General features: G+C 48.0%; 22 protein-coding genes and 1 tRNA gene. 17 read left to right on the forward strand and 6 right to left on the reverse strand.

The features are described 5' to 3' along the window. The 3 genes from BUB59_RS10000 (at position 1) to BUB59_RS10010 (ending at position 1,582) form a co-directional block, all read left to right on the forward strand. Complete coding sequence (locus tag BUB59_RS10000; RefSeq protein WP_073229544.1) at positions 1-342, forward strand: DUF3795 domain-containing protein; 342 nt, start codon at positions 1-3, stop codon at positions 340-342. 104 nt (positions 343-446) lie between these two features. Further along, positions 447-1,028 carry a LiaF domain-containing protein gene (locus BUB59_RS10005; RefSeq protein ID WP_073229430.1) on the forward strand — a complete coding sequence of 194 codons (582 nt, stop codon included), beginning with the start codon at positions 447-449 and terminating at the stop codon, positions 1,026-1,028. Between the two features lie 29 nt (positions 1,029-1,057). Continuing rightward, positions 1,058-1,582, forward strand: a complete 525-nt coding sequence (locus BUB59_RS10010) for a GNAT family N-acetyltransferase (protein ID WP_073229432.1) — start codon at positions 1,058-1,060, stop codon at positions 1,580-1,582. Positions 1,583-1,639: 57 nt separating this feature from the next. Here the strand turns inward: BUB59_RS10010 and BUB59_RS10015 are convergent, their stop codons facing one another. The 3 genes from BUB59_RS10015 to BUB59_RS10025 are packed head-to-tail and all read right to left on the reverse strand — an operon-like array spanning position 1,640 to position 4,133. Beyond that, positions 1,640-2,200: a hypothetical protein gene (locus BUB59_RS10015; RefSeq protein ID WP_073229436.1), complete on the reverse strand. Its 561-nt coding sequence runs from the start codon at positions 2,198-2,200 to the stop codon at positions 1,640-1,642. A 40-nt stretch (positions 2,201-2,240) separates the two neighbouring features. After that, positions 2,241-3,380 carry a tRNA guanosine(34) transglycosylase Tgt gene (gene tgt / locus BUB59_RS10020; RefSeq protein WP_073229439.1) on the reverse strand — a complete coding sequence of 380 codons (1,140 nt, stop codon included), beginning with the start codon at positions 3,378-3,380 and terminating at the stop codon, positions 2,241-2,243. 27 nt (positions 3,381-3,407) lie between these two features. Further along, positions 3,408-4,133: an energy transducer TonB family protein gene (locus BUB59_RS10025; RefSeq protein WP_073229441.1), complete on the reverse strand. Its 726-nt coding sequence runs from the start codon at positions 4,131-4,133 to the stop codon at positions 3,408-3,410. Between the two features lie 250 nt (positions 4,134-4,383). Between BUB59_RS10025 and BUB59_RS15715 the strand changes: the two genes are divergently transcribed. The 4 genes from BUB59_RS15715 (at position 4,384) to BUB59_RS10045 (ending at position 7,389) form a co-directional block, all read left to right on the forward strand. After that, entirely contained in the window at positions 4,384-4,509 is a 126-nt protein-coding gene (locus tag BUB59_RS15715) for a hypothetical protein (protein WP_255370641.1), read from the forward strand. A gap of 102 nt (positions 4,510-4,611) precedes the next feature. After that, positions 4,612-4,905, forward strand: coding sequence for a CopG family antitoxin (locus BUB59_RS10035; RefSeq protein WP_073229447.1), 294 nt, complete (start codon positions 4,612-4,614; stop codon positions 4,903-4,905). Positions 4,906-5,074: 169 nt separating this feature from the next. Continuing rightward, positions 5,075-6,466 carry a TrpB-like pyridoxal phosphate-dependent enzyme gene (locus BUB59_RS10040; protein ID WP_073229450.1) on the forward strand — a complete coding sequence of 464 codons (1,392 nt, stop codon included), beginning with the start codon at positions 5,075-5,077 and terminating at the stop codon, positions 6,464-6,466. Between the two features lie 149 nt (positions 6,467-6,615). Then, positions 6,616-7,389 (forward strand): thioredoxin family protein, encoded by a 774-nt coding sequence (locus tag BUB59_RS10045; protein WP_073229452.1) that lies wholly within the window; start codon positions 6,616-6,618, stop codon positions 7,387-7,389. A 90-nt stretch (positions 7,390-7,479) separates the two neighbouring features. Here the strand turns inward: BUB59_RS10045 and BUB59_RS10050 are convergent, their stop codons facing one another. Beyond that, complete coding sequence (locus BUB59_RS10050; RefSeq protein ID WP_143160334.1) at positions 7,480-9,762, reverse strand: DUF6055 domain-containing protein; 2,283 nt, start codon at positions 9,760-9,762, stop codon at positions 7,480-7,482. 359 nt (positions 9,763-10,121) lie between these two features. Here BUB59_RS10050 and nifJ point away from each other — a divergent pair, with 359 nt between their 5' ends. Both nifJ and BUB59_RS10060 read left to right on the forward strand, forming a co-directional pair. Beyond that, entirely contained in the window at positions 10,122-13,691 is a 3,570-nt protein-coding gene (nifJ, locus tag BUB59_RS10055; protein WP_073229458.1) for a pyruvate:ferredoxin (flavodoxin) oxidoreductase, read from the forward strand. 210 nt (positions 13,692-13,901) lie between these two features. Beyond that, positions 13,902-13,977 (forward strand) — tRNA-Asp (locus tag BUB59_RS10060). A 131-nt stretch (positions 13,978-14,108) separates the two neighbouring features. Here the strand turns inward: BUB59_RS10060 and BUB59_RS10065 are convergent. Both BUB59_RS10065 and BUB59_RS10070 read right to left on the reverse strand, forming a co-directional pair. Beyond that, positions 14,109-14,903 (reverse strand): hypothetical protein, encoded by a 795-nt coding sequence (locus BUB59_RS10065; RefSeq protein WP_073229461.1) that lies wholly within the window; start codon positions 14,901-14,903, stop codon positions 14,109-14,111. Beyond that, on the reverse strand, positions 14,900-15,712 hold the full coding sequence (locus BUB59_RS10070) for a YkgJ family cysteine cluster protein (protein WP_073229463.1): 813 nt from the start codon (positions 15,710-15,712) through the stop codon (positions 14,900-14,902). The genes BUB59_RS10065 and BUB59_RS10070 overlap by 4 nt, the downstream gene beginning before the upstream one ends. 150 nt (positions 15,713-15,862) lie before the next feature. Between BUB59_RS10070 and BUB59_RS10075 the strand changes: the two genes are divergently transcribed. From BUB59_RS10075 to ruvB, 8 genes are all read left to right on the forward strand, one after another. Further along, entirely contained in the window at positions 15,863-17,188 is a 1,326-nt protein-coding gene (locus BUB59_RS10075) for a tetratricopeptide repeat protein (RefSeq protein WP_073229466.1), read from the forward strand. Positions 17,189-17,190: 2 nt separating this feature from the next. Further along, positions 17,191-18,444 carry a hypothetical protein gene (locus BUB59_RS10080; protein ID WP_073229469.1) on the forward strand — a complete coding sequence of 418 codons (1,254 nt, stop codon included), beginning with the start codon at positions 17,191-17,193 and terminating at the stop codon, positions 18,442-18,444. A gap of 64 nt (positions 18,445-18,508) precedes the next feature. Beyond that, a complete protein-coding gene (locus tag BUB59_RS10085; RefSeq protein WP_143160335.1) occupies positions 18,509-19,309 on the forward strand; it encodes a LamG-like jellyroll fold domain-containing protein in 801 nt (266 codons plus the stop codon). Positions 19,310-19,407: 98 nt separating this feature from the next. Beyond that, the gene (locus tag BUB59_RS10090) at positions 19,408-21,057 is read left to right on the forward strand and encodes a LamG-like jellyroll fold domain-containing protein (RefSeq protein ID WP_083540276.1); all 1,650 of its coding nucleotides are present in this window, start codon (positions 19,408-19,410) and stop codon (positions 21,055-21,057) included. A gap of 153 nt (positions 21,058-21,210) precedes the next feature. Further along, entirely contained in the window at positions 21,211-22,848 is a 1,638-nt protein-coding gene (locus BUB59_RS10095; RefSeq protein ID WP_143160336.1) for a hypothetical protein, read from the forward strand. A gap of 11 nt (positions 22,849-22,859) precedes the next feature. Next, positions 22,860-23,573, forward strand: a complete 714-nt coding sequence (locus tag BUB59_RS10100) for a fibrobacter succinogenes major paralogous domain-containing protein (RefSeq protein ID WP_073229479.1) — start codon at positions 22,860-22,862, stop codon at positions 23,571-23,573. A gap of 140 nt (positions 23,574-23,713) precedes the next feature. Then, complete coding sequence (gene ruvA, locus BUB59_RS10105) at positions 23,714-24,331, forward strand: Holliday junction branch migration protein RuvA (protein WP_073229482.1); 618 nt, start codon at positions 23,714-23,716, stop codon at positions 24,329-24,331. A gap of 29 nt (positions 24,332-24,360) precedes the next feature. Next, positions 24,361-25,407, forward strand: a complete 1,047-nt coding sequence (gene ruvB / locus BUB59_RS10110; RefSeq protein ID WP_073229485.1) for a Holliday junction branch migration DNA helicase RuvB — start codon at positions 24,361-24,363, stop codon at positions 25,405-25,407. Positions 25,408-25,590: the final 183 nt, after the last annotated feature.

A 25,590-nucleotide genomic window follows, 5' to 3' on the forward strand; every position in this document is an offset into this window, starting at 1 on the left:
ATGTGTAAGAACATCGCTGTATGTGGCTTGAATTGCGAAAAATGCGACGCCTATATCGCAACCAAGAACAACGATAACGAGCTTCGCGAAAAGACAGCGAAGAAGTGGGCCGAGATGAACAACGCTCCGGAAATCACTGCAGAAACCATCAACTGCACCGGTTGCCGCGGCACTGGCGTCAAGTTCTATTTCTGCAGCCACCTCTGCCCCATCCGCAAATGCGCTGTAGAAAAAGGCTTCGATCATTGCGGCTTGTGTCCGAACATGGAAAACTGCGAAACCGTAAAGATGATTCACGGCAACAATCCCGACGCCAAGAACAATCTTTGCGGATTGAAATGATTTGATTCTGCGAAAAAAGTAAATGCAAGTGACAGATTCGCTGCATACCAGTGTTTCAAAGAGTAAAGGGCGAAACCCAGCCCAAAGTTTATCAAGGAGAAAATATGAAACGTGTGTTTTTTGGATTGATTGTCTTGGCTATTGGCATCGTGATGTTGCTTCGTGCCTTGGGAATTATTGATCTAGAATGGATGAACAATCTTGAATGGAGAATGTACATCGTTCCTGCAATCGTCATTCTTGTTGGTCTACGGATTGTATTTGGCGGTTGCAAATGTGGCTGCAGCAACGGTCATTGTGATCACCACTGCCACAGCGATAATATGTGTGAAAAGAAAGCCGCTGACTCCATGGATGATAGCGGATTCTTGAAAATTGAAACTCTGCTTTCGGGCCAGAAGTACAATCTGAATGGAGAAAATTTTTCTGGCGCAAAAATCAGTGCTATGCTGGGCGGAGTCTCTCTAGATTTACGTGGCGCAAATTTCCCCGCTGAAAGTGAAATCAAGGTAAGTACTTTTATGGGTGGTGCCGACATTTTTGTTCCTAAGGACGTCAAGGTGGAAGTTTCTTCCTCCTGCATTTGTGGCGGTGTTAAGAACGTGAAGCCCTTAAGTGAAGTCGGTGAAAAGGTTTTGCGAATTCATGCAGAATGCCTTTTCGGCGGCGTAGACATTAAGTACTGATTGTCGGCAAATATTGTAGATTCCGTTCTATGAATCTTGAAACTGAACGATTGATTTTAAGGCGCTGGAGCATTGAGGATGCCCCACGTCTATTTGAACTTGCCTGCGATCCTATAATTGGAGAACGTGCGGGTTGGCCACCCCACAAGAGTGTAGAAGAAAGTGAGAAAGTAATTCGTGTGGCTTTCGATAGCGAAACGGTGTGGGCCGTCGTACAAAAATCTGATGGACAAATCATAGGATGTACTGGTTATATGCCCGCGGCCTCGGTGGACATTCCCTGTGGTATGAACGAGAGAATCGCAGGTTATTGGATCGGTAAACCCTATTGGAATCAAGGCTATTGTACGGAGTCTTTACTGCGGGTTATCCATCATGCTTTCGAAGAAAAACATTTGAACGCTCTGGTCAGTAGTCACTTCATTGACAATCCTGCTTCCGGTCGAGTTCTAACCAAGTGCGGTTTTAAATTAATCCCTGGCTTATTTTATGATGCGGGGCTTTATACTGGTAAAGACCGTCCCATGCGAGTTTTGAGATTAGAGAACAAGTAGAAATTACCATATAACCAAAACGAAACGGCCGCACTTGAGTGCGGTCGTTTTCTCTAATTACTCGATGGTGAAGTAGGTATCGTAGTAGATGAAGGGGCGCTTCTTCTTTTTCTTGAACTTGCCCTTTCCACCGCCTTCCAGTTCGGAAACCAGATCCTGGATACCGCCCATGTCAATCTTGTTGGGATCATCGCCGTCTTCGTCCGGTTCCTTCACCTTGAAGTAAGGAATCACCAGATCAAAGTCTTCCTTGTCAGCATCCTTTTCAAAGTTGAAGGAGTATTCCGTTTCAGTATTGCCGTCCTTGACCTTCTTGCTGGAAATGCTGACGCTAACCAGACGAGCGGGAAGAGACACTGCGTCAAACTGAACAATCATATCCAGGGCGTATTCTTCCAGAGGAAGGGTGGTTCTGGAGAAGCAGAAATCACCTACACTATTGAAAACGCCGTCCAGTTCCACACCGTACTTCATCAAATCGCGAAGCATGATATGAGTTGCGCCATATTCCATAGCCTTCAAGGTAAACTTAGACTTGACCATGAGCTGGTGCAACTTCAGGGAGTATTTATCCAGGCGAGAAGCCAGGTTCATTTGCATTTTAAATTCTTTTGCCATATTCGTTCCTATTTGCGTCTGCAAATATAATTAAAAGGTCTTAAAGATTGGTCTGCAAGAGTTTTACTTGTTCGTCGGCCCATTCCTCGAAGGTGTCGTCGGCGATGTGCTGCTTGGCCTGCTGCATCAAATGGATGTAGAAATGCAGGTTGTGGATCACGGAAAGGGTCCAACCCAGAGGTTCCTTGGCCTTGTGCAGGTGACGCATGTAGCCGCGGCTGTAATTGCGACAGCAATAGCAATCGCAGTTGGGGTCCAGCGGGGTGTCAAAATCGTGGGCGAACTTTTGATTCTTGTAGCGGAGCACACCCTGACTTGTATAAACGAGACCATCCTGGGCATTTTTTGCAGGCAGGATGCAGTCGCACATGTCTACCCCACGTTTAATCAATTCCAGCAGGTTCCAAGGAGTGCCAACGCCCATCACATAGCGGGCACGATCTGTGGGCAGATGATCTGTGCAGAAGTCCGCAATTTCGTACATGGTTTCTACAGGCTCCCCCACAGAAAGGCCGCCCATAGCGTAACCGTCAGGGCCAACTTCCTTAAGCGCCTCGATGGACTTCAGGCGCAAATCCTTGTGCATGCCGCCCTGAACAATGCCGAAGAAGTACTGGGGATAACCGTGAATAGGCGGATTCGCCTCCAGCCATTCCTTGGCCTCGCGAGTCCATTTGAGAGTCAAACGCAAGGATTCGTCTGCTTCTTCAACGGTGCTGGGGTAAGGCGTGCATTCATCAAAAGCCATGATGATGTCCGCGCCAATTTCACGCTGTGCTTGCATGACGCTAGCCGGCGTAAACATGTGCATGGAACCGTCTAGCAGGCTCTTGAAGCGAACGCCTTCTTCCGTAATCTTGCGGAACTGCTTGAGACTCCACACCTGGAATCCGCCGCTGTCCGTAAGCATGGGACCGTTAAAGCCCATAAACTTCTGGACGCCACCGGCCTTGGCCACCGTCTTGGTGCCCGGACGCAGATACAAGTGGTAGGTATTGGCCAGAATGATTTCCGCTTCCATCTCCTTGATGTCGCGGGAGGTAATCCCCTTCACCGTGGCGTTTGTGCCCACCGGCATAAAGATCGGCGTCGTTACATCGCCATGAGCAGTGTGAATCACCCCAAGGCGAGCCTTGGACTTCTTGGACGTCTTCTTCAGTTCAAAGGGATTTGCGTTCATTAAGGCGAAAGGTAGAAAATAACTCGTCTATTTTTCGTCAGGATTACGAATCAAAAACTCTAAAGGGATGGAGAATTCAAGAGTATCCTTAATTTGCGAATCAAATTTCCATCTTGAAAGAGCTTTCTTGATTTCTTCATCAAAATCAGCGTGCCCAGAGGATGATTGCAGAACTTCTACATTTGTTACTTGACCACCGGGAACGACAGTGATCTGCATGACCAGTGTGGCCTCAAAATCATGGTTTTCTCCGTTCTGTTCAGCCCTTCTTAAATGCTTATTGTAGATATGGCGGAGTCCAGGTGCTCTTTGGAAAATTGTCTTCCCGAGGGTTACCAAATCCTGAGATTTACCCTCAGTCATTTTAACATCATCTTTTGATGGAATCTTTACGATGCCTTTTGCCTGCTGTTTGAATTTGCTAATACAAATCGAATCTCTGGGATTTTCAAAGCAAAATTTGAGTAGAGAATCCATTTCAGGTCTGGGTCTAGGTACGCCATATAAGAGTGTTGTACCGGTAGTATTCAATCCTTCAACAGTCTTTAAAACCCTATCTATTTTCTTGTCACCAAGTTTAAAAGATTCTCTCTTTGTAGAATCTGCGGATTCAGATTTTTTAATTTCAGTTTGTTTCGGTTCTGCTTTTTCCACATCGCTACAGCTGGACCAAAATACAGCTGCCAGAGCCAAGGTAATTCTTTTGATAAAATCTGTTGCCGAGAATGCCATGGCATTAAGATAGTAAATCATTTGAAATTCGATTTAGATATTTTATGCAATAGTCATTTTTTGACATTCGCTTTTTTCTAAATTCCTATTCAATCGGAAATCCCGATCTTTATTATATCACCCGACAGGTGCCCGGCTTGATGCGTGCTTTTTTACGCATTATGGGAAAATGCGTTCCAAAAGGATTGAGCTCGCTTAATTAAGCGACATGTTTATACGCAAATGTATTGACAACAATGTATTGACATTTGTGTATATACAATTTAAATTTATGAAGTTAACGCAGCACTTTCTGAAGCGCAGCGGTGAAAGAGATATTTATCCAGAGATGTTGGTGAAAATCGTGTCTGGGGATTATGTCTTTTACCGTCTGAACAAGATCCATCTGCAGGTCTGATCGTTGGAAAGCAAGATGGCAAATTGTGGACCGTCATCGTGAACATTGAAACCGAGAAAATTATAACGGCAAGACGTGCTCATGGCAAGGAGATAAAACTGTATGAACAAAAATTCAGATTATGATATTGAATATTATCAAAAAATGGATTTTGGCGACGAGATGGAGCGAGCTGATAAAGAAGGTCGACTCTATGTTAGCCATGGGGAAACGGTCGAAGAGTTTTTTAAAAAAGCACGAGCCCGTCGCCAGGCCGAAGAACTACGCAAAATGTATTCTTTGCGCCTTAAGGTCCGTGTGGTGGAGAAAATCAAGGCGAAAGCAGCTGCCGCAGGGGTCCCCTATCAGACTTACATTAACGCTCTCTTAGAAAAAGAGGTGGCTGAGGCTGTATAATTTGCATTTTTTGCAAACTTTAACGTCTAAGCCAGTGTATTTTGTTTAAATTGTATTTGAAATTATTTGATATTCCGGAAAAATTAAAGATTTCTTGATAAAATCCGCTTTCCATTCTTTTCGGCATTTCAAAATAGCGTTTAAAAAACAACAACATAAAAGGAATATTATGCGCAACTGCTCTTCCCTGAAGATTGACGGTCCCTGCAAGACCTATCTTGATGAATCTGAACTCCCGACCCAGTGGTACAACGTCCGTGCCGACATGAAGAAGAAGCCCGCACCCCTGGTAAATCCGGGTACCGGCAAGCCCATGGGGTTTGAAGACCTGCGCCCCGTTTTCTGCGATGAATTGATCAAGCAGGAACTGGATAACGATACTGCTTATATCGATATTCCTAAGGACATCCAGACTTTCTACAAGATGTACCGCCCGTCTCCGCTGGTTCGCGCCTACTTCCTGGAACAGGCTCTCGGAACTCCGGCACACATCTATTATAAGTTTGAAGGCAACAACACCAGCGGTTCTCACAAGCTGAACTCCGCTATAGCCCAGGCCTACTACGCAAAGCAGCAGGGCCTTAAGGGTGTGACCACCGAAACTGGTGCAGGCCAGTGGGGTACCGCTCTTTCCATGGCTTCCGCCTTCTTTGGCATCGACTGCCAGGTTTACATGGTGAAGTGCTCCTACGAACAGAAGCCCTTCCGCCGCGAAGTGATGCGCACCTACGGTGCTTCCGTTACTCCGTCTCCTTCCATGAACACCAACATCGGCCGCAAGATCAACGCAGACTTCCCGGGCACCACCGGTTCTCTGGGTTGCGCAATTTCTGAAGCAGTTGAAGCTGCTGTTTCTCAGGAAGGCTACCGCTACGTTCTCGGTTCCGTGCTGAACCAGGTTCTTTTGCACCAGTCCGTGATTGGTCTTGAAGCTCACGCCGCCCTCAAGAAGCTTGGCGTTAAGCCGGACCTGATCATCGGTTGCGCAGGCGGTGGTTCTAACCTTGGTGGTTTGATTTCTCCGTTCATGGGCGAAAAGCTCCGTGGCGAAGCCGACTACGACTTCCTGGCTATTGAACCTGCTAGCTGCCCCAGCTTTACTCGCGGTAAGTATGCTTACGACTTCTGCGATACCGGCATGGTGTGCCCGCTTGCTAAGATGTACACTCTGGGTTCCAGCTTCATTCCGTCTGCAAACCACGCTGGTGGCCTGCGCTATCACGGCATGAGCTCTATCCTTTCTGAACTCTACGATCAGGGCCTGATGCGCGCTGCTTCCGTGGAACAGACCAAGGTGTTCGAAGCTGCAAAGCTCTTTGCTCAGACCGAAGGTATCTTGCCCGCTCCTGAATCCAGCCACGCAATTCGCGCTACCATCGACGAAGCTCTCAAGTGCAAGGAATCTGGCGAACAGAAGACCATTCTCTTCGGCCTTACCGGTACCGGTTACTTCGACATGGTTGCTTACGAAAAGTTCAATGACGGCGTCATGAATGACTACATCCCGACAGATGATGACATCGCCAAGAGCCTCGCTAAGCTTCCCAATGTAGGCTGCTAGTCCGCCATCTTGTCATTCTCCACTTGAAGGGGAATCTAACAATCTAAATCATCGCTTACGCAAGTATTTAGAAACCCTGCAAGAGAACTCTTGCGGGGTCTTTTTATAGTTTTTTTCTATTTTACTTCTAGAAAAACAAGGAATATATAATGAGAGTATTTAAATATTTCGCAAGAGCTGTAGCTCTGGTCGCATCTATTGGCATTGCTGCCCAGGCTGAAGAAGCCATCAAGATCGTGCATGTCAACGACAGCAATTTCGAAAAAGAAATTATGTATACGGACAAGCCAACTATTCTGGATATTACATCCACCAGCTGCCCACCTTGCTTGATCATGATTCCCACGCTCATTGATGTGGCCAAGAAGTATCCCGACATCAAGGTGGCCTCCGTTGTTATGGAAAGCGACAATGTTCAGAAAATCAAGAATACCTTACCTATTCAGGCCTTCCCCACTTTCTTCTTTATTAAGGACGGCAAGATTATCAATCGTATTCAGGGTGCCGCCAGCGAAGAACAGCTGTTGGCAGCTCTCCAGTACACTCCTAAGGCACAGCCCACAGCAAAGCCCGCGAAGAAATCCAAGAAGAACAGTCCCAAGAACCTCTCTTGCTCCGTCAATGGGGAATTTGGTGGCCTCAAGAATCACGTAACCATTTCTTTCGTTTTTAGCAACGATCATATTGATAACGTAGATATTGTTACAGACGTGTTTATCACGCCGGATATGGAAAGCCGCCGCGCTAGCATCAAGTCTCGTTTTGAACAAAGCTCCAAGGGCACTGTCGAAGAAACAATGACTGGCTTCAGGCTCCACACCGCAAACGAAAGCCCCTTTGTAAAGGCCATGAACATGCAGCGCAATTCCTCTTACGCCGAAATGAAGGCTGGCCTGGAAATGCAGGGCTACAAGTGTAAGTAGTCGTAAAAAACATCCAAAATAAATTGCAAAAACAGAGTCGTTTATTCGGCTCTGTTTTCATTTTTGAAATATTTCTGTTTTAGAAGATTTCTAGAATAATTTGTAAAACTTGTTCCTGCGCTTGCTGCCGAAGGTACTTTGCAATCGCCCCTTGGCGTCAAACTTGGCGCTACTCGCCTGTGGTAATGCGGTTGCGGGACGAATTTTCTTGACAAAATCTGGCAATGAATCTGCGGGAACGATGTCCCCAGGGGTAGAGTCTTCTGCAATGGCGTACCAGGTGGCGTTGCTATAGTCTGCCGTCGCTTCTGCGGGTGCGGAGGTGCGGTTTGCGCCGTAGGTGGCGTCAGCGAGCATGCCATCGTCCACCATGCCGTAGAATACACCAGAGGTCAGTTCCTTAGTAAAGTTGTTTTCTAAGTCGCCGCGGAGTTGTGCAGTTCCACTAAGTTTCTTGTTGGCTACTGCCCACATAACGCCATAAACCTGTGCGTTATCAGTAATGGTGCTGTTTACGATAATGGAAAGCGCACCTACCTTGGCCTTGCCAGAAATGGAGCCGCTTACAAGCCAGGCATCTTCTTCAAGAATGGCGTCGCCGCTCATGGTGCCGCCAGAAACAAGAGCGCGACCGCGAACCACTGCGTTTCCAGATATGGTTCCGCCTTTCACCACAGCGAAATCTTCGATACGGACGTTTCCTGTAATAGTTCCTTCTGTAACTCGAGCTTTGGGACCCACGTAAACCGTAGAATCTACCTTGGCTTTATATCCTACCTGGCCACCCCCATTTTTGTGAGTGCTGTAGTTGATGAGCCCTCCCCCAGCAGCTCCAACCGGATTAATGTATGAATCGCTTTCCCAGGCTCCTGGCTCATAGCCTTCAGGTGCGCCATTCTCCACCTTAATCATATAGGGATAACGATAAATGGTATAGTAGAACTGGTCCCAGGTAACGGTATAAAGTTCCTTGGGAGTTGCTGTTACGGTAAGCCACAGAGCCTTGTCATTTGCCTTGGTTTCGATTTCCAAATTGAAGGCGGTGCCGGATTTCATTTCGCTATAACGGGGTGTGCCGTCAGCACCTTCGGCAACGAGGCCCACAGTCCAGCTGGAATTGGGGTCAGGCATTTTTCCCGGAGAAAGATTGCAAGTACTTTTTTGTACCCAGTTGTTGTTTTCGTACACCCAGGAACTTTCGTTACCCTTGCAGCCATATTCGCTGGCGGGTTTAGACTGCTGAACAATGCCACGGAACTTTACGGTAACTTTTCCTGCGGCGTCAGGATAGAGGCGAACCAGATTGTAGCCAAAGCGTTGCGGAGCCCAGTAGCTGGGGACTTCGTAGACGGGGGCTGCGTCGGAGGCGATCTCGATTTGGTTCAGCATGGTCACGCGGCTGTGCCTACGGTAAATATCGCCATAGCCAGTAGCTCTGCGGGTAGCAAACTCGTAGTCGCCCCAGGTCTTCTTGTAAAGAGCCTTCTTTGCGCCCTGGTATTCCAGGGTGGCGTTCTTCATGGCGAACTTGCCGAATTGTTCCGTCATGTCGGAGTACTTCCAGTCGTAAGCCCCAAGCATGGCGCTGAACGGAGTCTGAGTCTGGTAGCCTGTTTCACCATCGTTAATCTTGTTCATCCACATGCGATTGACCATCTGCACACCTTTCCAACCGCCGCCGAATTCTTCTTTCAGGTGTTCCATGAACTGCCAGTTGCAATAGCGGTCGCGGGAACTGCCATAATACAGATACGGGAAATTAATCAGAGCCTCGGAGCAGTAATGAGCATCGGTGGGATTCACCTGATGGGCCATCCAGTTGGCGTGAGATTCGCAAATCCAGCCGGCGGTTGCGTTACTGCCCATCCATCCAGCCACACTCTGCAAACCATGAGCGTATTCGTGAGCTAAGCCCCACAAGTCCTTAAAGGCTCCTGAGCCAAGCCACAGACCCGGAGAACATTCGTCCTTCCCTGCGGCGTTTTTTACGCAAGCTTCTGTGTTGCCACCTCCATAGAGGGCTCCCATCTTGGAATCCTCGAAAAGGTAAGCGACGCTCTTCAGTTTTTCGTTGGCGTTGCTGGGCTGCGGATACATCCACTGGGCGGAATCATGATAAGTCGTAAAAATCTGTTCCAGAGTCTTTAACGCAGTTTGCGCCGTGGCATTATCCAAGGTGGCGTTATTGGCGGTGCCATCGTCATGGGTCGCCTTCTTACAGATTTCAAAATGATCGGAACTTGCTAGCAATGTATGTCCCGCAGATACACAAACGGGCTTCCATGTAATATTTTGTGCCTGAACGCTCTGGGCGAACAATGCAGCAAACCCAATAAAACCTGCGGTGGTCAAGAACCTTTTTACCCTAGCCATAACACTCCATTTGGCGAAAAAACTTTTATATATAAATATATGTTGGAATACCTGTTTGTCCAATTTTTAACGGGGTCAAATAGGAATGTTGCGTGTAATTTTGTGCAAGATCGAATGCTTTTTTCTAAAAAACACCCTTGTTTTTACAAAAGTAACCTTTTTGTAAGTTTATAAAAAGGTCGTTTTCCCCTTAAAGCCCCCCTTTTCTAAAGACCCTTTACACGGAATGTTAAAAAAACGTGGCTTTTTTACGGAAAATTTGAAAATAATTCACTCTTTGACTTTAAAAATGGGTAAATTTACGTTGGATTTTTTTAAATCACAAGATTTTTGAATTAACTCATTAATTGGAGACACACATGGCAAAGAAGATGATTGCGTGTGACGGTAATGAAGCTACCGCTAACGTTGCTTTTGCAGTTAGCGAAGTGGCAGCTATCTACCCGATTACACCGTCTAGTCCTATGGCTGAACACGCCGACAACTGGAGTGCAGCAGGTAAGAAGAATATTTGGGGTCAGGTTCCCCGCGTTTTTGAAATGCAGTCCGAAGGTGGCGCTGCCGGTACCGTTCACGGTGCTTTGCAGACTGGCGCTCTGACCACTACCTTTACCGCTTCCCAGGGTCTTCTTTTGATGATCCCCAACATGTACAAGATCGCCGGCGAACTTACCCCGACCGTCTTCCATGTGACCGCCCGTGCTCTTGCTATGCAGGGCCTTTCTATTTTCGGTGACCACTCCGATATCATGGCTTGCCGCCAGACCGGTTTTGCAATGCTCGGTTCTTCCTCCGTTCAGGAATGCCAGGACATGGCTCTCGTGGCTCACGCTTCTACTCTCGAATCTCGCGTTCCTTTCGTCCACTTCTTCGACGGTTTCCGTACCTCTCACGAAGTGATGAAGATCGAAGCTCTCGAAGACGGCGTTATCCGTAGCGTCATCGACGAAAAGTATGTGAAGGCTTGCCGCGAACGCTGCCTCACTCCGGATCGTCCCACCATGCGTGGTACCGCTCAGAACCCGGACGTCTACTTCCAGGGCCGCGAAACCGTGAACCCGTTCTACAACAAGGTTCCGGAAATCGTCCAGAAGTACATGGACAAGGTTGCTTCCTTCACCGGTCGTCAGTATCACATCGTTGACTACGTTGGCGCACCCGATGCAGAACGCGTAATCATTTCTATGGGTTCTTCTACTTGCACCATCGGTGATACCGTCAAGTACCTGAACTCCAAGGGCGAAAAGGTCGGTCTCGTTAACGTACGCTTGTACCGCCCGTTCCCCATGGAAGCAGTTGTTGCTGCTCTCCCCAAGACCGTCAAGAAGATCGCTGTCCTCGACCGCTGCAAGGAACCGGGTTCCGCAGGCGAACCGCTCTTCCAGGACGCTCTTACCGCTGTTTCCGAAGCAGTCATGGCAGGCAAGATCGCTATGCCCAAGATGATCGGCGGCCGCTACGGTCTTTCCTCTAAGGAATTCACCCCGGCTATGGTCAAGGCTATCTTCGACGAACTGGCTCTCGAAGCTCCTCGCGCACGTTTCACCGTTGGTATCAACGACGACGTCTGCAACACCAGCCTTACCCTCGATCCTAACTTCAAGCTTGATTCCGACTTCTTCCAGGCCATGTTCTTCGGTCTGGGCTCCGACGGTACCGTTGGCGCAAACAAGAACTCCATCAAGATTATCGGTAACGAAACCGAAAACAACGCTCAGGGTTACTTCGTTTACGACTCCAAGAAGTCTGGTTCTATGACCACTTCTCACCTCCGCTTTGGTAAGAGCATCATCGACGCTCCGTACCTGATCGGTGAAAACGAAGCTGATTTCGTTGCTTGCCACCATACTCCGCACCTCGAATCCGTGGACATGCTGAAGTATGCAAAGCAGGGCGCAACCTTCCTGGTTAACACCCCGCACTCTGCCGAAACCGTTTGGGATACCTTCCCCCGCCCGGTTCAGGCCGAAATCATTAAGAAGCAACTCAAGGTATACGTTATCGACGCTTACGCCGTTGCTGCTAAGACCGGCATGGGCCGCCGCATCAACACTGTGATGCAGACCTGCTTCTTCTCCAAGCTGGGTAACGTTCTCGATTCCGATACCGCTATCAAGTACATCAAGAAGTATGCCGAAAAGACCTACGCCAAGAAGGGTATGGAAGTGGTCCAGAAGAACTGGGACGCTATCGACGCTTCTCTCGCAAACCTGTTCGAAGTCAAGGTTCCGGCCGCTGTTACCAGCACTAAGGAATTCCGCGCTCCGATCCACGGCAACGCTCCTGCATTCGTAAACGAAGTTACTGCAGAAATCATCAAGGGCAACGGCGAAAAGCTCCCCGTTTCCAAGATGCCTGTTGACGGTGTGTTCCCCACCGGCACCACCAAGTACGAAAAGCGCGACCTGGCTCTGAACATCCCGTCCTGGAATCCGGACGCTTGCGTACAGTGCGGCAAGTGCGCCATGGTCTGCCCCCACGCTGCTATCCGCGTGAAGGTTGTAGACGAATCTGCCGTTGCTAACGCACCGGAAGGCTTCAAGTTTACCGCTGCCAAGGGCTTCAAGCTCGAAGGCTCCGAAAAGCCCGTATTCGCAATCTCTGTTTCCAGCTACGACTGTACTGGTTGCGGCGTTTGTACTCAGGCTTGTATCGGTAAGGATAAGACCGAAGAAGGCAAGAAGGCTATCAACATGGTTGCCCAGGAACCCATCAAGGTTCAGGAAGGCAAGTGCTGGGACTTCTTCGTTGACCTCCCCGAATTTGACCGTACCAAGATCAACAAGGGTCTCGTCAAGCAGGCTATGCTCCTGGAACCGCTGTTCGAATTCTCCGGCTCCTGCGCAGGCTGCGGCGAAACTGCTTACGTCCGCTTGGTAAGCCAGCTGTTCGGCGACCGTATGGTTGTCGCTAACGCTACCGGTTGCTCCTCCATTTACGGTGGTAACCTCCCCACTACTCCGTGGGCAAAGAACAAGGAAGGCCGCGGTCCGGCTTGGGCAAACAGCTTGTTCGAAGATAACGCTGAATTCGGTCTCGGTATGCGCCTGGCTATCACCAAGCATGCAACCCAGGCTGTAAGCCTCCTCGAAGCTGCAAACGTTCCTGCCGAACTCAAGGCTAAGCTCACTTCTCAGGATCAGTCCGACGAAGCAGGCATCCAGGCACAGCGCGCTAACGTTGCTGAACTGAAGGCTGCTCTCGCTGGCGCAACTGACGATGCATCCGTTTCTCTCCGCGATGAATTCGCTGACTACCTGGTCAAGAAGTCCGTTTGGATCTTCGGTGGTGACGGTTGGGCATACGACATCGGTTACGGTGGTCTCGACCACGTCATGGCAACCGGTGAAAACGTAAACATCTGCGTTCTCGATACCGAAGTTTACTCCAACACCGGTGGACAGGCTTCCAAGTCCACCAACCGTGGCGCCGTCGCCCTCTTCGCAGCTGCTGGTAAGCGTGCTGGCAAGAAGGACCTGGGCCTCATCGCCATGAGCTACAAGAATGTGTACGTTGGCCGTATCGCCATCGGCGCAAACGACGCTCAGGCTCTGAAGGTTCTCCAGGAAGCAGAAGCTCACAATGGTCCGTCTCTGATCATCTGCTACTGCCCCTGCATTAACCACGGCTTCGATCTCAACAGCCAGCTGGAACACCAGAAGATGGCTGTGGATTCCGGTTACTGGACTCTGCTCCGCTACAACCCGGCTCTCGCCGCCGAAGGCAAGGCTCCCCTTGTTCTCGACTCCAAGAAGCCCACTATCCCGGTTGCAGAATACATCTACACCGAAAACCGCTACAAGCAGCTCACCCGTAACAACCCGGAAGTTGCTAAGAAGCTGGCAGACGACCTCCAGAAGGAAGTGGACGCACGCTTCGCATTCTACGAAGCAATGTCCAAGGACACTGAAGGCCTCATCAGCCTGTAATGATGTAGGGGGTTCCACCCCCTAGACCCCTTAGGGCTTCGCCCGAGGAATGTCATTACTGCAAAAAAACGGCTCCCGTTCGAAAGAACGGGGCCGTTCTTTTTTTAATATTTTTGCTTTTTTTAAGAAATTTGCCCAATATCCCTTGACAAGTGTTCTATACATTTCTATATATGGGTCGTTCGGTTGAAAAGCCTAACAAAAACCACTGGGGTGGTAGCTCAATTTTGGTTAGAGCACCGGCCTGTCACGCCGGAGGTTGCGAGTTCAAGCCTCGTCTATCCCGCTAAAAAGGATCTCTGAAAAGAGATCCTTTTTTGTATTTAAACACAATGCTCCACTCCCTCATCCCACTCACAAGAAAGCCTCCCACAGCTGCGAGAGGTCGTGTTTTTGAAGGGCCTTTACATCCACTGGCTAAATAGGCTTGTGTTTTCTTAGGCAGCGAATGTTCCTGGGTAGCACTTCTTTATGCCACTTGGTCCATTCTTCGAAATAGATGTACAGCTTTTCCTGCTTGCGGAAATTGCAACCGTGAACAATGCGGCGTCCATTAGATTCCACAGGCGGAATCACGATGTGCAGACATTCATGATAGACGACACCTGCGATTGCATACAGCGGGCAGTTGGCCGCATCGTAACCCTTGCTGATACTGATCAGATGGAAGTCTTCCCCCGTGATGGGATCCTTACGGATAGAATGAAAGCTGAGACCTCCTACTCGATTACTCCAGGTGATTCTGCAGGTCAACTTGTTTTCAAAATAAGTCTCGTTAATTGCTTCCAGAACCTTATCCAGATTGTGGTATTTTCCCTGTGGGCAAATAGGCGGGACACGTCCTTTACTGGAGATTGGTGATTCACCATTATCTACAAGAATCTGGTCTACTAAAGTCCAAAAACGACTTACCAAATCCTTAATGACGGCCTTATTCTTGGCGGTCTTGCGGCGTATGGCGTGCTCCGCCCATTCTGCGGCAAGCTCGCGGGCTTCTGCAAATTCCGGACCTTTCATGTAGGCGGGCAGCTGAACTTCGGGATGGCCGAAGAGGAACCCCGCCTTACAGCGGATACTTTTCTTCAGGAGTGGATTGTACTTGAAGCGAACCACACCGGTGGAATCAAGATGAGTTTCCTTCACCTCTTCCTTTGGGTTTTCCGGCTGGGGCTGGGCTCCAAATAAATCTAGCTGGACTCCAAATAAATTCACTTAGACGCCTCGATAGATCCTAGAGCGCCTTCAAAGGCATTCACAGCCAGCAGACCGCCGAAATAGCTTTCCGGCAAATCCAGCAGGGCGTAGTGTTCGGAGATTCCATAAACAGCATCTTCGATATGGTCCGGAAGATACACGATATAGCTGTCATTTTCCGGAGTGCGTAGATGATCCGGTGTACAGAACTTCGGGTCGGTCTCGCTGAAATACATTCTGCAGGAAACAGGACGAAGCTTGTAAACGCCGCAGTCCCCCTTGTAATCGGAGAAGGGGCAAGGCTTCCAAGTTGCAAAATACTGATGAAGCGCGTCATCCTCGGCCTTGTCGTCAAAGTCGTCTTCCTCCCCTACGGATTTAGGGATCTCTTGACCTTGTTCATGGAGCAGCTTGTTCTTTTCGTAAAGGGTTTCGAACAACGTAGAGCGGACCTGGCAAGCTTCCATAATGGAAAGGAGGTCGTCACGCTTGCGAAGCTCACTGTAAAGGAACACCAATTCAAAAGGTTCCACGGACATGGGGTAATGATGGCAACAATTTCCGCAAGCAGGCCTACACTGAATGGGGCGAGGCTGCTGGGGCAAGATGGCATTCAAATAGCCTTCAAAAGCGTCGTGATATTCCTGGGTGAATGCCAAAATGTTGGGCAGTTCACTAACCAGGTTGTCCGGGCCAATGGCAGATTCACGCCCCAGAGAGTCCGCCAACTGGTCAAGGCGGTCCCTTTCCTTTCTTAAAAGTGCTGCAAGGCGCATCTCCGCAATGCGGTATGCTTTCGTAGGGAAATACTCTCGGTAAGAATCCATGGTGCAAATATACCTTTTTTTATAGAGTTTGCCATTATAGGTGAAAAAGCCCTTAAATAAGGAAAAATTTGCGAAAGTTACGCTGAAAAAAGGAAGTTTTTATTTTTTTTGTAAGAATAATGTTATCTTTTTCACCAAATTGGGAAATCCATGATGAAAAAGAAATTTCAAGCGAAATTAATTCTGTCCGCAGCAATTGTAGCATCCATCGCCTTAGCCGGATGCAACATCTTCAATCCCACTGAAGATGTGAATATTAAGTCAGGTGATGCGGCAGCACTCACGTACGAAGCATACCTCCACTACCAGAAGAACGAATACACTGTTGCTCGTGCCTATTTTGAAAAGGCAATCGCCGCAGATTCCGCCTATTCTGAAGCTTGGTACGGAAGAGCCAAATGCGTATTGAACCAACAGCCCAGCCTCAATCTGTTCCAGCTGATTTCTTACGCCAAGAAAGAAGAAGGCGAAACTACTGTAAGTAAGTTCATGAGCATGCCGGATGAAGAAGTCAATGGAATTTCAGCCGGAATCGATTCCGTTCTTACTTATCTGGATCCCTTTATCGCCCGTGATACTTTGGGACTCATGGATAACCATGTAAAGTTTTCCTCCTTTTCAAATAGTTATGCCATCCTCCAGATGACCAAACTGGCCCTGACAGTCCGTAAGGCAAGCCTTGACTTGCAGAACCTTTTCTCTAGTGACCTTGCAACGGGTTCTCTTTCCATCAACTGGTCTGAGTTAAGCCCCAGTGCTCTTGGTGAAGCCACCAAGGAAACGTTTACGACTTTGGTCGCAACCGCCCAGACCCTGAAGTCTAACCCGGAAACCACCAACGCCATTCTTCGTGAATACGTCCCTGGTTCCGAAATGCTTACGGATACGGCACTCACTCTCGCAACTGAAGTCTTGGCAGACCAGATCATCAGCATTGCAGAAGTCGTGAATGATTCCGAAGTTGACCGTGCAGACGTTTATCTGCTGGTGGGAAACCACATGGATGACGACGGCGATGGCTGCGTTGATGAAGAAGTATTTGATGGTGAAGATAACGACGGCGATGGCGAAGTTGACGAAGATATGCGCGCCAACAATACGACTACCCGTGAATACGATATTCGATTCCATTCTCCCATGCAGGTGATGAAAGTTTCCTCCACGGAAGAATACCAGCTGGTGGACATTGACGGCGATGGTCTGATGGGTGAAGCCGATGGTAAGGAATACAACTTCTTGATTGAAAAGTCCAATGATCGCAAGGATACGGGCAATCACCTGTTCCAGTTTGCAGTCAACCTTCTTTGGGTTGGTGAAACAACGGAAGACAGGATCGCCAATAAGGAACTTGTGCGTAACGACAAGGATGTGAACAACATCAAGTATGATTTGGATTGGCGTAAGGCCCATGTGGGTGGTTGTTGGGTAAACTACGATCAGGAACGCTTCCTGAAGTGGTTTGAAGGGAGAATGTAAGAATGAAACGTTTATTTGCTGTTCTCGCACTGGCGGGCGTTGCAACCCTCTCTTTTGCAGCAAAGGCTCCTACCCATCACTCTCTCCGTGCAGAATCCATGGGTAACGCCCATGTTGCTGTTGTGGATGATAAAGAAGCCATCTATTACAACTATGCAGGCCTCTCCCAAATTAACCGTCTTGGAAACTTCGAGAAGCGTCCGGAACAGGGCTACTACCCTCGAAACTTGATCGGCGACATGAGATTGAACTTGGGCGGTGCAGGTCCTTTTGAAAAGTACTTCTCCACCTATAACGATGTTACAAAGCTGCAGAAGCTTTACCAGCGTGCTCGTGACGTCGCAAATGCTCTTGGAGTTGGAAGCACCAACATTTTGCTGGACTCTCTTAGCGCGCATCCTGAATTGCTCAACACCTTGAATTCTTATGACCATAAGACTCTGGACATGAAAATCAAGATGGATGCAGAAATGGCATTCCACGGATTCGGCGGTGCACTCTGGGTAGATGGTAGTATTGCTCCCTACCTGGATGGAGGCCTTATCCTCCCCTACATGGCTGTGGACACTTTCTATGTGGACGCTGTGGCCCAGGCTGGTGTGGCATATGGCTTTACAGACAATTTCTCTGTTGGTATCGGCGGTAAGATCGCAAAGCGTCAGAAAGTGGACATGATGACCATGGATGTGCTGAACTACAGCACCCTCCAGGACACTCTTGAAGACCGTTACCACGATGCAACCGACAAACTTTTCGACTTTAAGTCCATTTCTGTCGGTATGGATATTGGTATGCTCTACCAATTGACTAGAGAATTCCGTGTAGGTATATCTCTCCGTGACGTTTACTTCAAGGAACTTGCTGGAGACCGCATCCGTCCTAACCTTACCGCTGGTTTTAATTATAGCCCCAGATTCTTCAACAAGAACACGGGCTATGGTCGCAAGCTTAATTTTGCCTGTGACTTTGAAGATGCCCTTAGCAACGAAAGAAACTATAAGGCTCTCTCCCATCTAAATTTCGGTATGGAAGTGGAACAGAACATTCTCGCCTGGCCTGGTTACAATAACGAAATTAGAGCCTTGGCCTTGCGCCTTGCTGGCGGTTTCAGAGGAGGATATCCTTCCGCTGGTATTGGCCTCGAAGTCTTACGTTTCTTTACGTTTGAACTTGCCACCTGGGCAGAAGAAATGGGCTACTACACGGGGCAGGATGAACAGCGCGTGTACATGGCTCAGATCAGTTTAGGTTTCTAAAAATTTGCTCCTTCGGGAGCATTTTTTTTGTATTTTATGCGCAATCTTTTTGCAGGTTGTGTATATGTCAAAGTTGTTTGTTTTCTGTACGCTCGCCTTCGGGCTCGTAGCCTGTACGGAAACGACTACGCCTGTTACAAACATCCAAGACGAAACCAGCGAATCCCATCAGAATTCTGGCCTCTGGAAACGTCTTAACGAAGAAGGTCTCCGCAGTTTATCATCCATCAAGCTCATGTCCAGCGATTCTCCGGACCTTAACGAAACTGTGTGCGAAAACGGTCTACATAGGGATTCAAACACCATTTATTTCGATGAGATGGAAAGCATCTACCAGGAAGGAACGCTTGTAGAGGGAGTCTGTGGTAATGCAATCAATCTTGCATCTGGTGAAGTCGCTCCCCTATCCATCAATATGGTAAGCAACATGGATAAGGGAACCGTTGAATTCTGGTTTAAGCCTAATGCGAATTTCTACAAAGATACCGCAAGGACTCTTTTGGGAAATAATCAGGCAAGAGTTCACTTTTTCGTTAAGGACAGCACCATCATCTTCCAGAAAAATGTTACCGGCAAACATCAATATGTGAAAGGAATCCATTATTTGACCAACGAATGGACGCATATTGCGGGTCAGTGGGATGGAAAGACCGTGAGTCTCTGGGTCAACGAAAAAATGATTGCCCAGGATGATTATGAGTATGGATATGAATTTTCTACTGGTAATAATCAACCTTATGAAAATCGATTAATCATCGGATACAAGAGCAAGTGTTGCATGGAAGCGCCTGGGCAAATAGATGCACTGACGACAAGCGGCTCTTATGATCAAATTCGCGTGTCCAACATCACACGTTACAAATAAATTTTGATTAAAATCATATTTTTGTAAGAAATACTCCCATATGGAGTATTCTTTTTATATATTGACTGTATCATCGCAACATTGTTAGGAGATACAAGATGAAAAAGTTTCTTATTCCGTCTATGATTGCTTTCGGTCTTATGGCCTGTAGTGAAAGCAACGACGCCGTAGCTGATTCTCAGACTACTTTCGAAAAAAATCAGGGCATTGCCGAAAACGTAGAAACCCAGGTAATTGCTTATGCTAAGGGCGATGGAAAGAGCCTGTGGAAGCATATGGAAGAGGACGGCAACGGCTTCTTTGAAGATCATGGCATCTTGCCTACAGAAATCGCAACTCCAAATAAGGTAAAGTGCGAAGACGGTCTCAAGATGGATGGAAACACCATCTATTTCGACGAGATGGAAGGTCTTTATCTGGAAGGCTCCCTGGTGAAAGGTGTTTGCGGTAATGCGCTCAACCTGAAGTCCGGTGAAGTGGCTCCCCTTTCCATCAACATGATTTTCCCTCTGGAAGTGGGTACTGTAGAATTCTGGTTTAAGCCCAATGAAGACTTTTATGATAAGTCCGCAAGAACTCTCCTGGGTAATGACGAAGCCCGAATCCACTTCTTTGTGCAGGGTGACCGAATCGTTTTCCAGAAGAACCATGCTGACAAGCATTTCTTCGTAGAAGGAGAAGTAACCCTCTCTGAAGAATGGAACCATATTGCTGGCCAGTGGGATGGCAAGAATATGAGTATCTGGGTGAACGGCAAGATGGTTGGCAAGAAGGAACATACCTTTGGCTACGAAGCTTCTATCCGTCACCTGAGTGATTACGACAATCTCCTTGTTCTTGGCTATAAGAGCCGTTGCTGTATGGAAGGCCCTGGCCAATACAGTTCCTTGACCACCAGCGGATCCTATGATCAAGTTCGTATTTCCAACATTCCTCGTTACGAAGTTCCTGAGGAAATCGAAGTCCCTGAAGATACGACTATCGTTGTTGACCCCATTGTATTCGACACCGCCTACTTTGGACCCGTTACTCCGATTGTTGAGGATACTATAAAAATCGAAGTTCCTGCAGATAGCGAAGAAATTTCTGTTGTTCCTATGGATCCTCCTTCTCTTGAAGATCTGGAGAAATTCCCCAATAAAACAGATTGGAGTTGCCTCCGAGATCACATCCTGCTTTATGAAGACTTCGATAAAAAGGATGTTAACTATAGCATTACTTTGACCGAAGGTATTGACGGAAAGGCAGGCTCCTTTGGCCGTGGTGACAAGCTGGTTTTGGACGCGTTGGATGAAGAAATCTCTCAGGGAATGCTCCTATTCTACTTCAAGCCCAGTGCTGAATTTTTTAACACACCTGACGCAGCTTTGGTCGGTTCCGATGAAGGTCGCTTAACCATTCAGAAGTCCGGCAACCGTTACTATTTCTTCAAGAACCTCCCTGACAATAAGATTTATGTCAGCGGCGAAGCAGAACTGGTAGATGGCTGGAATAAGTTTGTCGGTCAGTGGGACGGGAAGTCCATCTCCCTGTTCATTAACGACAAGCTGATTGCTACCATGCAGACCAATACGGTTTATACTCCTTCTACAAGAGGCAAGGGCGTTGCACCCTATGGCAATGCAATTCTCGTTGGCTACAAGGATTATTGCTGCACCACTGGTGATGATGTCTATGCTTATGGCGAATTTGACAACATCCTGGTGACGATGGATCTGGAATATAATCTTAAAGATTTTACGAAATAAAGTAATCTAATACTCTTAATTTTATGGCCCGTTGGATAATAAATCCAGCGGGCTTTTTTGGTTACTGCAGTAACCTTTGAAAAGAAAAGTTTGTATTGAACTTTACTACAAAATACTTATATTTTACGCGGGTTTATATTGTTGTAGGTGTTTATGAATTATATGCACAAATTTTTCGTGCTGTTGTCAGGATTGACAACGTTCTCATTTGCAGAGAGTACTGCTGAAACACCTAATATTTTTGTTCAGGATCCGGAATACTTCCATCAACGTCGTGCAGACCTCCAGATGATGCAGGTCTCTATGGAATTTTCCAGCAATGGATTCGATTCCCTGCTGGTAGAAGCCGACAAGATTGCCAAGATGAGCGATCAGTGCGCCGTCATCAGCTTAAACGACGTAATGGATGAGTCCTGCTGGACATTCTACAGAGTGGATTTACCCGCTTTTGAAGAACATTACGCGAAAGTCACTGGCGAAGTTCGCCTGGGTTATATGGAAACCGTCCGCGGTCTCCAGGATCGTAAGTTGCAAATTGACGCCTGCGTCACCTCCCTCAAGAGTTTTGTTACCTCCAGAGAAGAAAACCTCTTCCTGAAGGGCGGCGTATCTCTGGAACCTTTAGCAAAGGGTTTTGAAGCCAACTACGATTTTACCCTTCAGTACGAACCTAACCGTCGCGCTCGTACCATGGAAATCGCCCAAGTCTGGGGTGAAACCTGTAAGGATATTGTTATCCGTCAGGATGGTAGCAGCTTTGCACCTTATTTTATTTCCCAGCTGGATTCTTTAAACCAGGAATTGAAGGAAAAGGGTTCCCTGGCAGTAGTCAAGACGGATTCTGCCAACGCTCTTACGGTTTATGTAGACATTGCCAAATCAATTCGTAGCGCCTACTATCTAAATGGTGTCAAGCTGTTCCATACGCAAATCGCCTCCAGAGCCGCTGACAACAGCAACCTGAGAATTACCTTCAACAAGGACGGTGTAGTAGCGGATGGCGAAACGGAAGTTAGAACTCTGGACGGAAATCCGGTGCAGTTCAAGGGGCGTGTGGAATACGCCGATGACGTCGCCAAGGTAGACGGACGTTGGTTCTGGGAAAACCGCGGAAAGCACGAAGGTGTTGATTTTGGACCGGAAATGGATGAGGATTCTCTTGCTACGGCAAAGGCTACAGAAGCCAAGGAACAACAGATTGCAACGGAAAACCGTAAAGGTTTGCACTTATCCTACTGGGTAGGAATTACCACCGATAGAATTGCCTATACTGACTCTTCCGTCTGCTGGAATTATATGGGACTTGAGAACCAGGAAAACAAATTTGGTCCTGGTTATTGTAACGACAGAGATGGCAAGAGAAATTTCACGTTCTATATGCCGGATATTGGCGCTGCAATTCGTCTCAAATACAATTTTGGTCCCGATGCAAACTTCTTTGCAACCGCTGGTGCTGGCGCTATGTTCGGCATGGCTTTTGCAGAATCAACGAAGAAAGTTTATCCCGATGAAAAGAATCCAAAATTAGTTACCAAAAGTACAGATGTACTAAAGAGAACCTACGGAGGACTTTTGGGGCAATTTGAATTGGGATTTATGAATTTTGGTATCCGTGAGACTGCAATTTTCCATATCAACATCGATGATGGTCCCGATTGGCATCAATTTCGCACAGGGGCTTTCTACGGATTCAGTTTAACAGATCGACTAAGTTTAAACGTTGAACTGGGCTATACTTATATAACAAATGCAGGCAAGGGTTTTTACGCTAGTGTCGGCACAACTTTCTAGGAGAGAAGAAAATGAATAAAATTTACCTCGCATTGTCTCTGGGCGCCGTGTTGGCAGCATGTTCCACAGACACTGGTTCCACTCAAGCAGACGCCCAAGGTGAAACAAACTTCGCAAAAATTAATGTCATCGTCGGCACCTTGGAAGATGCTCGTGACGGAAAGTCCTACAAGACGGTTCAGATTAATGATCAGGTCTGGATGGCTGAAAACCTGAACTACGCTATTGACAGCAGTTTCTGCGCTCATGGCATTGAAGTAAACTGCGAGGAATATGGTCGCCTTTACAAGTGGGCTGACGTCATGGATTCCTCTGTAACTGGTTGCGGCAATAAGGTCATTTGTGACTTGGCGGATTCCGTTTCCCAACCTAAGGTTCAGGGCATTTGCCCCGAAGGTTGGCACGTTCCCAGCGATGCAGAATGGGATACTTTGATTAAGGCTACTGGAGATGTAGATCATGCCGCAAAGGCATTGAAGACGAAGTCCGCGTGGGGTGCTTATCCTGGCGCAGACGTCTACCAGTTTAACGTACATCCCACGGGTTATCGACGTACAGATGGCGATTTCGACAATTATGATGCTTATTTCTGGACCTCTACCGAAACAATTTCTGGAAGCAGTTCTACTAATGCCTGGGCACGATATATCAACAACGATGATGCTGTCATCCGTCGTTACTTTGACAAGAGGACCGCACGTTCTGTCCGTTGCATTAAAGACTAAATTACGCGCTTAAATTCAAAAAGGCTCCGCGAAAGCGGGGCCTTTTTCGTTAACTGCACAAAAGTGTAGAAAACCTCTTGACACACAATCAAACGGAGTGTATATTTGTGCAGTAAACATAAGTGCACAAGGTTTTATGTATGATTGAGAGAATTCGTGGAATTTTGCTGGAAAAGTCCCCCACATTTATTGTTGTGGATGTGGCTGGTGTAGGTTATGGAATCAATATTTCCGCCTACACTGCAGGAAAACTGCCCGAAGTGGGTGACGGAAATACCGAAGTGACCATACACACCAACCTTGTGGTTCGTGAAGATTCCATGACGCTTTTTGGCTTTGCCGACAAGACGGAAAAGGATACCTTCCTGATGCTTCTGGATGTGAACGGCGTTGGCCCCAAAATGGCCCAGCGAATCCTGAGTGGAGTCTCCCCTGCCGATCTTTTGAACATGATTGCCAGTGATAATAAGTCCGCATTGAGTAAAATCAAGGGTTTAGGCAAGAAAACTTGCGAACAGATGGTCCTGACCTTAAAGGATAAGGCAGGCACCATGCTGCAGGGACTTGGCAATATTGAAGGCAGCGGTGTTACCAGCATGGGCGCCCTTACGGGAGCCAAGCTGGAAGCGGTTCTTGCCCTCCATACTCTGGGCGTCAAGGATCCTGCAGCAGAAAAGGCTGTAGTTAAGGCTGTTGAAGTCCTGGGAGATTCCGCAGATGCCGCCACCCTAATCCCCGAAGCATTGAAATATCTCTAATCTTTATACCCTAACCCCTGTCCCCTAATATGGAAGATCAGCGCATTATTTCTCCGGAACAGCGTCTTGGTGACGAAAGCGATGTGGAACGTTCCCTTCGCCCGCCTTCACTTAATGAATTTACCGGACAGAAGAGCATTAAGGAAAGTCTTTCTATTGCAATCGAAGCGGCAAAACACCGCGGAGACTCGCTGGATCATTGCCTGTTCTGCGGCCCTCCTGGCTTGGGAAAGACGACTTTGGCAGGAATTATCGCCCGAGAGATGGGGGTCAATATTCACATTACCAGCGGGCCTGTTCTTGAAAAGGCTAGTGACCTGGCGGGGCTTTTAACAAGCCTGCAGGAAAATGATGTCTTGTTCATCGATGAAATTCACCGCCTGAGTCGCGTTGTGGAAGAATACCTCTACCCCGCTATGGAAGACTTTAGACTGGACATCATGCTGGATTCTGGTCCAACGGCCCGAAGCGTAAACTTACCCCTGAAGCATTTTACCCTGGTGGGAGCAACTACCCGCAGCGGCATGCTGACAGGGCCTCTTCGCGATCGCTTTGGCCTCCATTATCGTCTGGAATTGTACGACGAAGAAGACCTGATGAAAATCATTATGCGAAGTGCGGATATCCTGAATGTGAAAATTGAGGAAGACGCTGCCCGATTGTTGGGCGGTCGTTGTCGTGGTACGCCCCGAATCGCAAATCGCGTTTTAAGGCGTTGTCGCGACGTGGCACAGGTCCGCGGGAACGGTATTATCGACCTGATGTCCGCCAGCAAGACTCTTGATATGCTGGGCATTGATAGTGAAGGTCTAGATAATATGGACCGGAAGATTCTCGCCCTCATTATTGACAAGTTTGGCGGCGGTCCTGTGGGGCTTGGAACCATCGGTGCGGCCATCGGCGAGGAGGCGGACACTCTGGAAGAAGTGTACGAGCCTTACCTGATTCAAAAGGGGTTGCTCTCCAGGACACCCCGAGGGAGAATGGTCACCGCCCTAGCCTACAAGATGCTCCACAAGACACCTCCTGCCCGAGGATTCGCTGCAGAGAATTTGCAAGAAGAACTAAATCTATGAGATGCAGAGGGAGGGGCTGTTCCCCTCCCTCTGGACGCCCTCCCCAGCTAGCAATTCGCGTTGCTCATTACTAGCAATTATCAAGATGTTAAGGTGGGGCTGTTCCCTACCTTGCATAGAAAGGTTTTACACACACACCGCGATGCGGACACCGTCCAGATGGCTGGGCGGTGTTTTCTCTTG

The organism is Fibrobacter sp. UWEL (genome assembly GCF_900142535.1).
GTDB lineage: Bacteria > Fibrobacterota > Fibrobacteria > Fibrobacterales > Fibrobacteraceae > Fibrobacter.